Source organism: Pseudoalteromonas sp. RB2-MNA-CIBAN-0110, from assembly GCF_040309305.1.
Lineage (GTDB): Bacteria > Pseudomonadota > Gammaproteobacteria > Enterobacterales > Alteromonadaceae > Pseudoalteromonas > Pseudoalteromonas arctica.
This window is the reverse complement of record NZ_JBEOOQ010000011.1, coordinates 1-14,663: the sequence shown is the minus strand read 5'-3', so window position 1 is coordinate 14,663 and position 14,663 is coordinate 1. Positions and strand designations below refer to the sequence as shown.

Sequence of the window (14,663 nt, the reverse complement as noted above, 5' to 3'; positions counted from 1 at the left end):
TCCTTAATGTTCAAACTGGTTGCGTTTTTCGCCAGACATCATAATAGCTAACCCGCAGGCAGATATCACTACTAACAATAATCCAGGAATAGCGGCGCGACCAAAATAGCCCGCTTCGTATACACGCCATAAATATGTAGAGAGGGTTTCAAACCCTGTTGGGCCAAGTAGTAGCGTGGCTTCTAGTTCGCGCATTGACTCTAGAAACACCAGTGCTGCACCGGCAATAATACCGCGCATTGTTAAAGGCAGTGTTATACGAGTAAATACTTCACGTGGGCTTGCCCCTAATACGCGCGCAGACTTTACTAAGCTTGGATCTAAGTGTTCGGTGCTTGTTCTAACAGAGCCTACAGCAAGTGGTAAAAATCGCAGCATATAAGCAATAATAAGCAATCCCAGTGTTTGATATAAAAACGGTAACTGCAAACCACCGTAAACAAGCGCTGTGCCCATTACTATACCCGGAATACCAAAACCAAAGTAAGTAACACGTTCCATTATACGACCCGCTTTTCCACTCAGTGCGGCATGTGCAACGGGGATCGCAACGATAACAGCTACAATTGCCGCAATACCCGACGCATACGTAGAGTTCCACGCAATATTAAAATCAAATGAGCTAAAACCATCACGAGCTAACCAAAGCGAAAATATAGCCAAAGGCAAGCCAATAGCGAGTAGCAAAACAGGTGCAAACGTAACAAACATGGCACTTAATTGTAATTTGCTTGGGAATAAAATTAACGGACGACCTTGGCGCTCAGGGGCTGTTTTTATTTGTGATTCAACTAAAAGTAAAAAGCCAACAATAACCATCAGTTGAAGCGAAAGCATAGCTGCGCGCCCTAACGCAAAAGCGTTGTATTCAACGTAAATTACGCGGGTAAACGTATCTAAGCGCATCATTGCGGGCGTGCCAAAGTCTGATAACGTATAAAGCGCTACTAACAAAGAGCCTGCTGCAATACCGTTAACTACGCGCGGTAATATAACTTTAAATATACTTTGCGTCATCGACATACCCAGCGTACGCGCGGCATTAACCATGCTTGCATCAAGGCTTAGTAGGGATGAGCGAGTTGTCATCATTACAAACGGGAAAGTATAAAGCGTCATCACAATTGCAGCGCCTGTTAGGCCATACATTGATGGTGTTTCTATTCCTGTTAAGGTGTTTATTTCGCCACCGGGGCCAAAAGCAGCATAAAGTGTAAACGCGCCAATATAACTGGGGATTGCCAGCGGCGCCGCAAATACAACCAGCCAGAGTTTTTTAAATGGCAAATGCACATACGCGCTAATAAACGCCAGTGGCACACCAATTAAAATAGATCCGAGTACCGTTAAACCCATTAACGATAACGTGTTACCTAAAATTTGAAGATTGTGGGTGTCAAACACTGAGCTTGCATCGCTTGCAAGCACTATTAATACATAAACAGGGGTAAGCGCAACAAGCGCTGCAAGCAGCGCCATTGGATAAGAGGCAGGTATTTTCATTACAATACGCCGCTGCTACGCATCAAATCTATAGTAGGGCGTAAATCAGCAAGCTGTGTTAAATCTACTTTAGGTGGAGAAATATTAGCAAGTGATGGTAGACCCTCAGGTTGGGTAATACCATTTACTAACGGAATTTCGTACGCTTCACTGGCTAAGTAACCTTGTACTTCTTTACTTAGTAAGTAACGCATAAAGTTAGTAGCAAGCGGATCGTCGTTAAGCGCTAATACACCCGATGCATTAACTAAACAGCCCGCATCATTTTGTGTAAATGCTAAATCAAGCTTAGCATTAGGCTTGCCTGATTTTAAACGCAATGTGTAATAATGATTAGCAAAACCAATATCAACTTCACCGCGTTCAACGCCCATAACAACACCTAATTCACCAGCGTATGTTTTAGCACGTTTTTTAATCTTTTTGAGCCACTTAGCAGTTTTGTCGTCGCCTTCTAAAATTCGCATTGCGGTTACAAACGATTGAAAAGAAGCGTAGGCGGGCGCCCAACCAATACTTAAATCGCTGTCGGCAATTTCCATAATACTTGTTGGAATTTGATCTTTGGTCAAACGCGACGTGTTATATGGCAATGTACGAATACGGCCAGTTACTGGAGCCCACTCTTTATATCTAAACTGTGGTTGTAACTGAGCAGATAAATCACCTGGGATAGGTTGTGCAAGGCCTGCATCGGTTACTAAACCAATTGCGCCTGAATCAACTGCCCAAAACAAATCAGCGCGGCGAACGCCGGCTTTAGCTTCTGCAACAATCGTATTTGCTAAAGCAGCAGTAGGACCTCGGCGTATACCGAGTTTAAAGTCTGGATTTTTTTTCTGGATTGCTTGCAATACGTTTTCATACAAACCACCTTCGCCTCGGCCTAAATAAAGGGTTAACTCGCCTTTAAGCTTTGGTAAATCATCAACAGAAACTGGGTTTGCTATATCAGCGGCTAGCGCACGAGAAAGAGGTAGTGGCAATGAGCCAACCACCCCTAACGCAGCTAGGCCTTGAATAAAGGTCCTACGCTTCACTTAAAATACATCCTTACGGGCTTTTTCGGCTTTTTCTATTAAAACCTTAGCGCGGTCTAATTTTGTTTGCATATCACTGATCACATCGCGTACTTCATCTACGCTTTTGCTGTTTTTAATTGCTAGTGGCAGTGTTACGTTAAAGTCTTTTTCCAGCACTTCAACTAGGTTAGCGTCTTGCTCAATAAGTGTACCTTCAACGCCTTCAAACAGGTGTAGATAAGTATCGTGAACAATTTCAGTTGCTTCGTCTTGTAAACGCTCAGCAAATTTAGCTACTACACGGTCTAATTTGTGCTTAATTTCATCAATTGTGGCACTTTGTGTCATTTCTTTTGTAGCGGTTGCTTTTACAGTGTCTAACAAGCCTTTTTGCTGGAATTTTGCAGCAAGCTTAACAGCCCCAAGGCCTTGCCACAAGGCTATGTTCATCGCTTTTTGTTGTTTACGAACTTCCTCAGCAGGCTGTTTATTATCAATGGCCATTTTTACGCCATAAAGACCCTGCCAAATAGAAGCGTATACCGGTACGAAGTTAGTTTCTATTGCGCTGTGAAACTTAACTGATTCCCAGTATTCAATTAAATCATCAGTTTTTACCGCTTTTGCGCCTTTAGTGTCGTAGTCGCTTACCATGGTATCAACTTTGCCTACCATCCATTCTACTTCTTCTGCGTAACTTTTAAGGTTAGCTTGAAGATGATTAACATGCTCGCCAATAGGGCCGTTAGCTAATACTGGTTGAGCCATAAACGCCGAGGCTAGTAAAAGGCTTGCACCTAAAGTTTTGGCTGGTTTAAATAGTAATTTCATAGCAAAGAAGTCCAAAAAGGTAATTGTAAATGATAGACATTATCATATAGCTAATAGTTAACGAGATCAATAACTACAAACTCGCTTAATAGATAAAAACACTAAATGTAGCGGTAGGTTACAGCAAATATCGCTATAACCTTTATTGAGACCGGCTATTAAGCGTAATGCTTGCCTTTAATGGCATTGTAAATGGCATCACACAGTGTTTTTATACTGGTGTCGTCACTTATATACGGTGGCATAAGGTAAATTAGTTTACCGAATGGACGTATCCATACGCCTTGCTCTACAAAATAAGCCTGAATTTTAGCAACATCAACATTGCCAGCAGCCTCGTTTAGTTCAACAACGCCTATTGCACCTAAGGTACGCACATTGGCAACCGTATCTAGTTCACTGCATTTATTAAGTTGTTGTAGCTGGGTATTTAGCTGCTTTATTCGTTGTTGCCAGTTTTGCTCAAGTAATAAATCAATACTTGCGCAGGCCGCAGCACAGGCAAGCGGGTTACCCATAAAAGTAGGGCCGTGCATTAAAACACCTGCTTCACCTTCGCTGATGCCAATGGCTATTTTATCGCTAGTAATAGTGGCCGATAGTGTCATTGAGCCGCCGGTTAATGCTTTACCAATACACATTATATCGGGCTCTATATTAGCGTGCTCTACAGCAAATAATTTACCTGTACGGCCAAAGCCTGTGGCAATTTCGTCGCAAATTAGCAGTACGTTATATTGAGTGCATAATTTACGCACGCAGGCTAAATAATCAGGGTGATAAAAGTTCATCCCACCCGCGTTTTGTACTATTGGCTCAATGATAAAGGCGGCTACTTGGTTATGGTTTGCTTTAAAGTACGCTTCAAGCTCTTGTGCTTCTGCCTGGTTAAACTCGCCCCCAAACTTACTAACCGGTGCAGGTACAAAAACGTGTTCAGGTAAAAAGCCTGAATATAAACTATGCATTGAGTTAACGGGGTCGCATACGCTCATGGCTGCAAAAGTGTCGCCATGGTAGCCCTTGTAAGGCGTCATTAATTTTTGTTTTGTTGTAATGCCTTGGCTTAACCAATACTGCAGCGCCATTTTTATTGCTACTTCAACACTTACCGAGCCGCTGTCGGCTAAAAACACTTTAGTTAAACTAGGCGGCGTTATATTTACTATTTTTTTGCAAAGCTCTACTGCGCTGTTATGCGTAATACCGCCAAACATAATGTGGCTCATATTATTAATTTGCTCAATCATGGCGTTATTTATAACAGGGTGGTTATAGCCATGTATTGCGCTCCACCACGAGGCCATGCCATCGATTAATTGCTCGCCAGCTTCGAGGTGAATAATGTTGTGATTTGCATGTGTAACAGGGTATACCGGAATTGGCTTAGTCATAGATGTATATGGATGCCAAATGTGCTCACGATCAAAATCAAGGTCAATCGTATTCTTTTTAATCATATGTAAACTTTAACTTGATGGGCTTCGTTGACAATGTTACTTCAACTCGTAGACTAAGCCAATATCACCGTTGAGAAAAAATAAGAGAGTATTATGGAACTTGCACCTGTTCGTCACGATTGGACCCACGCTGAAGTTAAAGCATTATTTGAAATGCCATTTAACGATTTACTTTTTAAAGCCGCATCGGTTCACCGTGCTAACTTCAACCCAAATGAAGTGCAAATTTCTACGTTGTTATCAATTAAAACAGGCGCTTGCCCAGAAGATTGTAAGTATTGCCCGCAGTCGGGGCATTACCGAACTGATTTAGAACGCGAACGCTTAATAGAAGTAGAAAAAGTAGTAGAGCAAGCGCGCCTTGCAAAACAAAAAGGCGCGACGCGTTTTTGTATGGGGGCTGCATGGTCAGATCCAAAAGACAGAGACATGCCATACATTTCGCAAATGGTTAAAGAAGTAAAAGAGCTAGGGCTAGAAACCTGTATGACGCTGGGTAAACTCACAAACGAAAAAGCTCATGAACTTCGAGACGCTGGGCTTGATTACTATAATCATAACCTTGACACGTCACCTGAGTATTACGAGCAAATTATATCAACCCGTACTTTTCAAGATAGATTAAATACCATTGACCACGTACGCGATGCCGGTATGAAAGTATGCTCAGGCGGAATAGTCGGTATGGGCGAGCAAGCAAGCGACCGTTATGGGTTACTGATGCAGCTAGCTAATTTGCCACAACAGCCAGAAAGCGTGCCTATTAATATGCTCGTTAAAGTTAAAGGCACACCGCTTGAAAACGCAGACGATTTAGATCATTTTGAATTTATACGTACCATAGCAACAGCGCGCATTATGATGCCACACAGTTATGTACGTTTATCGGCAGGGCGCAACGCCATGAACGAGCAAATGCAATCGATGTGCTTTTTTGCAGGCGCTAACTCAATATTTTATGGCGACAAACTTCTTACCACCGAAAACCCAGACGCTGATGCCGATATGAACCTAATTAAAAAATTAGGTATGAACCCAGAAAAGCGTCACGACTATTCAGACGAAGCAGTTGAAGCCTCGCTTTCATCGCAAGTAGCCGACAAAGCAACGTCTGAATTGTTTTACGAAGCGTAGGCTTTTATCTATGCCTTTTGATTTTATAAATACGCATCTGCAAGCTCGCCAGCAAGATGCGTTACTTCGTAAGCGCCACGTAGTGCAACATGCAACAGCGCGTACCATAACGGTTAATAATAAAACCTATCTTAATTTTGCCAGTAACGATTACTTAGGCTTTGGAGATGTGGCTGTTAATCTTGATGACTCCCAAGCATTAGGCAGCCACAGCTCCGCATTAGTGACAGGTTATCAGGCGCAGCAAAAAGCGCTTGAACAATACTTATGCGAGCAATTTGGTTATGGCGCAGGGATGCTATTTAACTCAGGGTTTAGCGCTAATAGCAGCGTAATTAAGGCGTTGTTTCAAGATAAAGCCGCTGCACAAAACAGCGCTATTTTTCAAGATAAGTTAAATCATGCAAGCCTGATTGACGGTGCTCTGCATTGTAACGCGGCTTTAGTCCGTTTTAATCACAACGACATGAACCATTTACGCTCACGGCTCGAAAAATCAAAAGCGCAAAACAAGCTAATTATAAGCGAAGGCGTGTTTTCGATGGATGGCGATACCGCGCCTCTTAAAGAATTACTCGCACTTGCAAAACAGCACAACGCATGGCTAATGATTGACGACGCACACGGCTTTGGCGCATTAGGTAAAACAGGTTTGGGCAGTTGCGAAGCATTTATTACTCAAACGCTTCCAGATATATTAGTCATTACCTTTGGTAAAGCAGCGGCTAGTAGTGGTGCGTGTGTATTAGGCAGTAAACAGTTTATTGATTACATGCTGCAGTTTAATCGCGATTACACGTATTCAACCGCCATGTCACCGCTTATGGCAAGCCACACACTTGCGCGTATTAAAAGCATAAAAACAGCTGATGATAAACGCAATAAGCTAAATGCCAATATTGCATTATTTAAGCAACTCGCTAAAACCCATAATATTGCAGTTATGGAGTCAAACACAGCCATACAGCCCATTGTATTAGGCTGCGCTGAGCAAACGTTGCAAGCGGCAGATAAACTTAAACAAGAGGGTATTTGGCTCACTGCAATTAGACCGCCGACGGTTCCACATAACACCTCACGTTTGCGCATTACTTTAACAGCCGCACATACCGAGCAAGACATAACGCACTTAGTTAAGCATTTAGTAGGTGCAATAGCATGATTGCTCAGCCAGTATTAAAAACAGACCTAGTGCAAACACAACTTGTAAAACCGTGCCTAGTGGGTAGCGATTCAAATAGAGAGTTAAACAAGGATTTAAGCAAGGAGCTAAACAAGGAGCTTAAAAAGTCCACCCAAAGTAAGTTTTCAAAAGCAGCTGAGCATTATAACACCCATGCAAATGTACAAAAACACGCAGCGACCGATCTATTTAAACTTATAAAACCAGGCTTTAATAAAAATAAGCTTTGTGTTGATTTAGGCGCAGGCCCACTTGTTAATACGCATACCTTACAAAGTATGTTTGCAAGCGTTATTGCCATGGATTTGAGCATAAACATGCTGCAAAGTAGTAATTTAACCACACCTAAAATATGTGCAGATATGGATAACTTACCGCTGCAAGCAAACAGTGTTGATGTTATTTACAGTAACTTTGCAGTGCAGTGGTCTGCTAATTTTTCGGCTTTAATGCAATCGCTTTACAGCATATTAAAACTAGGCGGGCGGGCATACATAAGCACTGTGGTAGAGGGCTCACTTAACGAAATAAAAACGGCCTTTGCCGCGCTTGATTCTAACAGCCATATAAATACCTTTAATAGTGAATTGCATATAAACCAATCAGTCCAAAAGGCAGGCTTTACTATTAATAGTGCTAAAAAACGTATTTACACCGATGAATACACAACACCTTTAAAAGCTATTGCTTCAATTAAGGCTATTGGCGCTACTACGCAAAATCATACCAATACACGCCAAGGGCTACTTACCAAATCGGCGCTACAAAAAGTATGCAGTGCGTATCCGCTTATAAATAACAAAGCATGTGTGTCTTATCATGTGGTGCTGTTATCATTAGAAAAACACTAAATAAGCCCAAAGACATTAAAGGCAACGCATGAAAGAATTTTTTATAACAGGCACCGACACTGATGCCGGAAAAACCCACGTTACCAGTTTGCTATTAAAGTTACTTGCCCAACACAAAAAACAAGCCATTGGCTTTAAACCCCTTGCTGCGGGCTGCGAAATGGCGTTCGATCAACTAGTAAATGCTGATGCTCTAATACTAATGGAAAGCGCAACAGTCAGCGCTAAATACGACGTAGTAAATCCGTTTGCGTTTGCGCCACCTATTGCGCCGCACATAGCCGCTGAGCAAGTTGGGGTTAGTATTACTATAGATAAACTAAGTGATGCTTATAAAGATGTAAAACAGCAGGGCGCTAATTACATACTTACCGAAGGCGCTGGTGGCTGGGCGTTACCTATTAACAATACGGAGTATTTATACGACTGGGTTAAAGCAGAGCAAATGCCGGTAATACTCGTTGTTGGTATGAAACTAGGTTGCTTAAATCATGCGTTACTAACCGCTGCGCATATGCAAAGTATGGGTATAAACTGTGTTGGCTGGATTGCAAACCAAGTCGATAAAAACATGGACGAGTACCAAGCAAACCTTGATTCACTTAAAGCACGTTTACCGTTCCCAATACTTGCTATAAGCCCATACAGCGAGCAAACTCCTAAGTTACAAATATACAAAAGCTTGCTTAGTGCATTATCTATAAACACTTAAGTGGTTTAAAAAGATTTACTTTTTTAGGTAAATCTTGAAATAGTCAGCCTTAGTACACATATAAACATTTATAAATACATAGCTTGCTTAAAGACAATGTTACTAAGTTACTAAGGACATAACGACTATATGACGCACCCATTTATTGAAAGCTACGCCCCTGATGCGCACGTAAGCGCTGAGCCAAAAGCACTAAACTATGGCTTACCTAAAAAACGCGTAGGCATAATTGGTGGGGGTACAGCAGGCGCCACAATTGCCATTAGGCTTGCTGCGTTAGGGTTAGAAACTTATGTACTTGAAAAGAAAAAGTCGTTAATTGATGGCCCTCCAATGTGCCATTTGCATGCAGGTGGCAACTTATACCGTGAAATACCCGACGAAGACTGCATAGATTTACTCAAGCAATGTATAGATATTGCGCGTCTTTATCCTCACACTATTGATGTTCGCCCTACAGTATTTGCCGTGCCTAAGCGCGATGACGACTCACCCGAGGATTTATTTCCGCGTTTAAATAAATTAGTAAAAGCCTACAGCGAGCTTGTTGAGCAAGATAGCGCTAACAAAATATTAGGCGAGCCAGAGCATTATTATCAGTTATATAGTTATGAGCAAATGCTAAAGCTTGCTAAGCAAAAACAAGTAGCGAAGCCCACGTCGTTAGATGAGTGGATGATACCCGTGGCTAAGCATTTAGATTTAGATAAGTTAAAGTTTCCGCTTATTGTTGCACAAGAATATGGTTGGAATATATTTCGTTTATCGGCCAGTGCACAACTAGCACTTGCACAGTACAAACACGCTCACGTTTTAACAAGCACCAGTGTTAAAAGTGTATCGCCAGTTATAAATACCAATAATGATAAGCAAACACTTAAGTGGCGCATTGAATACCAATCAGAGCCAAGCCTTGATGAACAACCTGATACTCAAACCGATACACAAGTCGATACACAAACGATTGAGGTAGATTACCTTATTAATGCGTGTGGTTTTCAAACCGGTATTATTGACGACCTGGTTGGGGTAGATGTAAAACGCATGGTCGAATTTAAAGCCTCTTACATTACTCATTGGCAAGGTGCTGGTGGGCAAATACCCGAAATAATCATTTATGGTAACCGTGGTACGCCAGAAGGTATGGCGCAGTTAACGCCTTACCCTAACGGATATTTTCAAATACATGGCATGACTAACAACATTACATTGTTTAATGATGGGTTAGCTGATGCAACGCCAATGAGCGCACAACCTAAACTCCCCGATAAATATCTGCATTATATTAAAGATGGCTGGGATGAAGCAGCATTGCAAACACGCACCCAAACAGCAATTGATTATGTAGCCGAGTTTGTACCTGCGTTTAAAACTGCTAATACACAAAATAATGCCTTGTTTGGCGGGCAACAAATCCCAGGTGATGACGACACTTTGCGCGTAGCCGATGTAAGCTTATATTCGCATATTAATTATGCACGGGCCGAAAATGTTAAAGCATCGTCAACGTTAATAGCGGCAGATCAGATAGTGGGTGAGTTTATAAAATTGGGAATAATAAGCAGCGATCCTGCTGTAAATCATCACCGCAGTACCCATCAATGGTCATACCTTAAACATAATAGCAGCGAAAGTATTGACGAAGTTGCGCGCATATTGGCACACGAGCGTGGATTTCCAATTGATATGGCAGAGCTAAATAACAGCTTGTAATAAGCTGATTTATAAAGAAACTTCAGTTTTAAAATTGCTGTAAAACGCTTCTTAAAAAAATTATCAATAAACACATAAATAACACTTGTGTTATGACATAGTTTGTCACAAAATAGCGCTAACGTTATGACATAGTGTGTCATGGCGCAGTGATTGCTTTAACCTAATTTAATTTTATGTTCGGTGATCAAACCTATTTTTGTGAGGACAATATGAAACGTGTATTTTTGTTTTTATTAACTAACCTAGCGGTTATGTTGGTATTAGGTGTAGTGCTTTCAATAATAATGAGCGCGCTGGGCTTAAGCCATCGTAGCCTTGGCGGAATTTTACTTATAGCCACCGTATTTGGTTTTGGTGGATCGTTTATTTCGTTATTTATGTCGAAATGGATCGCTAAAAAATCAACAGGCGCGCATGTAATTACGCAGCCTCGAAACGAAACCGAACATTGGCTTGTACAAACGGTATCTGCGCAAGCACAAAAAGCAGGTATTAAAATGCCAGAAGTGGCTATTTACGACAGCCCAGAAATGAACGCTTTTGCAACGGGCCCAAGTAAAAACAACTCATTAGTGGCAGTAAGCACAGGCTTAATGCACAACATGACCAAAGATCAAGCCGAAGCCGTACTTGCCCACGAAGTATCGCATATTGCTAACGGCGACATGGTGACGCTTACGCTAATACAAGGCGTGGTAAACACCTTTGTAATATTTGCCGCAAAAGTACTGGCTGGCATAGTAGATAACTTTATTAATAGCGATGAAGAAGAGGGCGGCAGTAGCTGGACATACTTCTTATTCGATATGTTATTCCAAGTATTATTTGGTGTATTAGCAAGCATAGTAGTTGCAAGTTACAGCCGTAAACGTGAGTTTGCAGCCGACAGCGGCGCAGCAAAACTAGTTGGTGCTGACAAAATGCGATCAGCCATTGAGCGATTAAAGCAAAACCATCCTTCGCAATTAGAAGGCTCAATGATGGCCTTTGGTATTGCAAGTGGCAAAGGCATGGCTGAATTGTTTTCATCGCACCCGCCGCTTGATGCACGAATCGACGCACTACGTAAATAATTAGCTAAATAACGTAATTAGCAAACCTATAAGCCAGCTTAATCGCTGGCTTTTTGTTTTATACCAATTCGCTTATATTCATATCATTAAAGCTATAAATTGTATGGTTTAGCTAAGCGGTAACCCCTTTTATTTTTTATTGTATTTACCTTCTGATTTATTATTAGCTTACATAACAAAGCCCACTAAGCACCTCAGTAAAAGTATCAATTTTACTATTAAGCCATTATATCTAATAAAAAACTGAGTGAATTTTAACCTTGATAGTTATTGTAAATTAGACTATAACAATGTTGGTTTTAGGTTAATTTAATGATGATATATTCACACACACAATATTGAACAGTAAAAATTTAATTTAAACCTTAACTATAACTCATTGGTTTTTAATTTATCTTTGTGGTTTATCACAAGAGAGACATTAAAATTTGATGAGATATTACAATAATAAAAATAGATGAGTATTTGTTTAATTAAATTAGTTGTAGTCATTATGAATAAAAGTGTATTTGAAGTGATGTAAAATATTCCATCATTTTTACTCACTGAGATGACGATTATAACATTTTGCTAAACGACTCATTTATTGCTTTAGTCTAAGGAATAAAAAATGAAAAAATCGATTTTTCGTAACACTGGATTAGTGACCTTAGTGTCACTATTAATGGCGTGCGGAGGGAGTAATAACGACGCTGAGGTGCCAGAAGTACAAACACCTGAAGTTGTAGTGCCAGAAACGCCAGTACCTGACGCCCCAGAAGCGGCTGAAATAATAAATGGTAGCTTTGAAGAAGACGCGGCAGGGCAAACAACACCAGTTGGAAATTGGGTATTTAGGCCAGATCAAGAATCAAGTGCTTCTTCAACAATAGAAGTAATCGAATCAGAAGAAGGCGTTAATGCTTACAAAGGCACTAAAGCGGTTCAGGTTACTGTTAATACATTAGGTGATAACCCTTGGGGTATTGAAATAGCTTATGAGGACATTCCTGTTACTGGCGGTAAAAATTACGAGTTTAGTGTTTGGGCCAAAGGTGAAGAGGGAACCAGTGCCGATTTTTGGATACAAACACCCGCTCCAGATTACGGCCAGCTTAGCCTAGTAAAAGAAACGCTAACAGGCGAGTGGCAAAAAATAACATTAACAGCAGCAACTGCTGAAGCTGACTCATTAGTTAGATTAGCAATTCACTTTTCAAAAGAAGAAAACATTAATAAATCTATATACATAGATGAGTTTTCAGGCTTTATTTTAGACGATGTACCAGCAGAAGAAATACCTGATGTGCAATACAGCGAAGTAACAGCACAAAGTTTAAAAGCTTTAGCACCTAACTTTAACATAGGTGTTGCTGTGCCTGCGGGCGATTTTGGTAACAGCATAATAGATAGACCAGAAATTAAAACGATTATTGAACAACACTTTAATCAACTATCTGCCGAAAATATTATGAAGCCTACCTATTTACAACCTACCCAAGGCGAATTTTTTTATGATGATTCTGATGAGCTTGTAAACTACGCAAAAGACAACTCACTCACCGTGCATGGCCATGTTTTTGTGTGGCACTCACAAATAGCACCGTGGATGCAAAGTTTTCAAGGGGATAAAGCTGCTTGGATAACAATGATGGAAGATCACATAACGCAAATAGCCACTCATTTTGAAGAAGAAGGCGCTAACGATACCGTAGTGAGTTGGGATGTAGTTAACGAAGCGTTTATGGAAAATGGTAAATACCGTGGCGAAAAAACCACAAGTGACAGTGCCGATGAATCAGTGTGGTTTGAAAACATAGGTGCTGAATTTTTACCGCTAGCCTATAAAGCCGCAAGAGCTGCCGATCCCGATGCAGATTTATACTACAACGATTACAACCTAATTTGGAACGCCGACAAATTAGATGCCGTTATATCTATGGTTAACGATTTTCAAAATAATGGCGTGCCTATTGATGGCATAGGTTTTCAATCTCATATTTCACTCAACAGCCCTGATATTTCTACAATACAAGCTCATCTTCAAAAAGTGGTCGATATTCGCCCTAAAATTAAAGTTAAAATTACCGAATTAGATGTTCGAATGAACAACGAAGGTGGCATTCCTTTAACTTACCTAACAAGTGAAAGAGCGGATGAACAAAAGCAGTACTACTACAATATTGTTAAAACCTATTTAGAAACTGTCCCTGAAGATCAACGCGGTGGCATAACTATTTGGGGTGTAATTGACGAAGATAGCTGGTTACAAAACTGGCCAGAGCCTACTACAGAATGGCCACTTTTATTTTTTAACGACTATACAGCTAAGCCAGCGTTACAAGGTTTTGCAAATGCATTAAAAGAGCTAATTGAAGTAGTAGAGCCAAAACCTTCATCAGAACTGCTCACCAATGGTGACTTTGAAGCTGGGCTTGATTCATGGCAAGCGCGCGGAAGTGCAAGCATAACCCTAGATGCAACCCAAGCTCACACTGGCAGTAATAGTGCTTTAGTACAAGGGCGAACTGAAACTTGGAATGGTATTCAAAAAGATGTTAAAGGCTTATTTACAGCAGGTGAAATATATAATGTGTCTGCATGGATTAAGTTATCTGACGATACCAGCACTGTTTCACCAGGGGTAAAACTAACCCTACAAATAGAGCACGCTAGCACTGAGTATCTTGAACTCACGCCCGTTACAACAGTAAGCGCGGGTAGTTGGGTACAGTTGTCAGGTACCTACACGCATTCAATCACAACACAAGAAAGTGTCGCATTACTTTATGTTGAATCAAACGAGATCACAGCTGACTTTTATGTGGACGATGTATCACTAACATTACGAGAACAATAATATATTTAAATAAACGTATTTAACCCTAAATTAAATAGCCCGCATAATTTTATGCGGGCTATTTTTTCATAAGCACTTTTTAATTTAGTATCGGCTGCATATGCGGGTTTAAATACCAAAATCGCATGCACTGTGTTTATATACAGTTATTTGTGTTGCTTTATAAAATCGTTACTTTTTTAAGCTATATGTGTTTACGGGGTTCTTTAGCATGAGTAAACTAAAATACCTTAAAAGCCAGTAATACTTAACATTTAATACTTAACAAGAGACTATGGCGTCAATAGTTAATTTATAACTTTTGGCGCTACCCATGAAACACCGTCTCTTAGCATTGAA

General features: G+C 40.6%; 11 protein-coding genes. 7 read left to right on the top strand and 4 right to left on the bottom strand.

Annotation, left to right across the window (positions count from 1 at the left end):
• Positions 1–3: 3 nt before the first annotated feature.
• From AAEY68_RS07630 to bioA, 4 genes are all read right to left on the bottom strand, one after another.
• The gene (locus tag AAEY68_RS07630; RefSeq protein ID WP_024593497.1) at positions 4–1,503 is read right to left on the bottom strand and encodes an ABC transporter permease; all 1,500 of its coding nucleotides are present in this window, start codon (positions 1,501–1,503) and stop codon (positions 4–6) included.
• Positions 1,503–2,543, bottom strand: coding sequence for an extracellular solute-binding protein (locus AAEY68_RS07625; protein WP_024593496.1), 1,041 nt, complete (start codon positions 2,541–2,543; stop codon positions 1,503–1,505). Before AAEY68_RS07625 ends, AAEY68_RS07630 begins: the two co-directional genes overlap by 1 nt.
• Complete coding sequence (locus tag AAEY68_RS07620; RefSeq protein WP_007586790.1) at positions 2,544–3,356, bottom strand: hypothetical protein; 813 nt, start codon at positions 3,354–3,356, stop codon at positions 2,544–2,546.
• Positions 3,357–3,514: 158 nt separating this feature from the next.
• On the bottom strand, positions 3,515–4,816 hold the full coding sequence (gene bioA / locus AAEY68_RS07615) for an adenosylmethionine--8-amino-7-oxononanoate transaminase (RefSeq protein ID WP_350585759.1): 1,302 nt from the start codon (positions 4,814–4,816) through the stop codon (positions 3,515–3,517).
• 93 nt (positions 4,817–4,909) lie between these two features.
• Between bioA and bioB the strand changes: the two genes are divergently transcribed.
• The 7 genes from bioB to AAEY68_RS07580 all read left to right on the top strand — a co-directional run bounded on the left by bioB (position 4,910) and on the right by AAEY68_RS07580 (position 14,324).
• On the top strand, positions 4,910–5,950 hold the full coding sequence (gene bioB, locus AAEY68_RS07610) for a biotin synthase BioB (protein ID WP_024593493.1): 1,041 nt from the start codon (positions 4,910–4,912) through the stop codon (positions 5,948–5,950).
• 10 nt (positions 5,951–5,960) lie between these two features.
• Complete coding sequence (locus AAEY68_RS07605; protein ID WP_350585758.1) at positions 5,961–7,112, top strand: aminotransferase class I/II-fold pyridoxal phosphate-dependent enzyme; 1,152 nt, start codon at positions 5,961–5,963, stop codon at positions 7,110–7,112.
• Positions 7,109–7,984 carry a methyltransferase domain-containing protein gene (locus AAEY68_RS07600; protein WP_024593491.1) on the top strand — a complete coding sequence of 292 codons (876 nt, stop codon included), beginning with the start codon at positions 7,109–7,111 and terminating at the stop codon, positions 7,982–7,984. The genes AAEY68_RS07605 and AAEY68_RS07600 overlap by 4 nt, the downstream gene beginning before the upstream one ends.
• A gap of 28 nt (positions 7,985–8,012) precedes the next feature.
• Entirely contained in the window at positions 8,013–8,696 is a 684-nt protein-coding gene (bioD, locus tag AAEY68_RS07595; protein ID WP_024593490.1) for a dethiobiotin synthase, read from the top strand.
• A 129-nt stretch (positions 8,697–8,825) separates the two neighbouring features.
• Positions 8,826–10,409, top strand: a complete 1,584-nt coding sequence (locus AAEY68_RS07590) for an FAD-dependent oxidoreductase (RefSeq protein WP_024593489.1) — start codon at positions 8,826–8,828, stop codon at positions 10,407–10,409.
• 212 nt (positions 10,410–10,621) lie between these two features.
• Complete coding sequence (gene htpX, locus AAEY68_RS07585) at positions 10,622–11,485, top strand: protease HtpX (protein ID WP_024593488.1); 864 nt, start codon at positions 10,622–10,624, stop codon at positions 11,483–11,485.
• Positions 11,486–12,095: 610 nt separating this feature from the next.
• Positions 12,096–14,324: an endo-1,4-beta-xylanase gene (locus AAEY68_RS07580; RefSeq protein WP_350585757.1), complete on the top strand. Its 2,229-nt coding sequence runs from the start codon at positions 12,096–12,098 to the stop codon at positions 14,322–14,324.
• Positions 14,325–14,663: the final 339 nt, after the last annotated feature.

What these genes read in the sequence shown, in the direction of transcription:
- AAEY68_RS07605 (WP_350585758.1), top strand. Translation starts at nt 5,961, where the DNA reads ATGCCTTTTGATTTTATAAATACGCATCTGCAAGCTCGCCAGCAAGAT.
- bioA (WP_350585759.1), bottom strand. Translation starts at nt 4,816, where the DNA reads ATGATTAAAAAGAATACGATTGACCTTGATTTTGATCGTGAGCACATT.
- AAEY68_RS07620 (WP_007586790.1), bottom strand. Translation starts at nt 3,356, where the DNA reads ATGAAATTACTATTTAAACCAGCCAAAACTTTAGGTGCAAGCCTTTTA.
- htpX (WP_024593488.1), top strand. Translation starts at nt 10,622, where the DNA reads ATGAAACGTGTATTTTTGTTTTTATTAACTAACCTAGCGGTTATGTTG.
- bioB (WP_024593493.1), top strand. Translation starts at nt 4,910, where the DNA reads ATGGAACTTGCACCTGTTCGTCACGATTGGACCCACGCTGAAGTTAAA.
- AAEY68_RS07630 (WP_024593497.1), bottom strand. Translation starts at nt 1,503, where the DNA reads ATGAAAATACCTGCCTCTTATCCAATGGCGCTGCTTGCAGCGCTTGTT.
- AAEY68_RS07600 (WP_024593491.1), top strand. Translation starts at nt 7,109, where the DNA reads ATGATTGCTCAGCCAGTATTAAAAACAGACCTAGTGCAAACACAACTT.
- bioD (WP_024593490.1), top strand. Translation starts at nt 8,013, where the DNA reads ATGAAAGAATTTTTTATAACAGGCACCGACACTGATGCCGGAAAAACC.
- AAEY68_RS07580 (WP_350585757.1), top strand. Translation starts at nt 12,096, where the DNA reads ATGAAAAAATCGATTTTTCGTAACACTGGATTAGTGACCTTAGTGTCA.
- AAEY68_RS07590 (WP_024593489.1), top strand. Translation starts at nt 8,826, where the DNA reads ATGACGCACCCATTTATTGAAAGCTACGCCCCTGATGCGCACGTAAGC.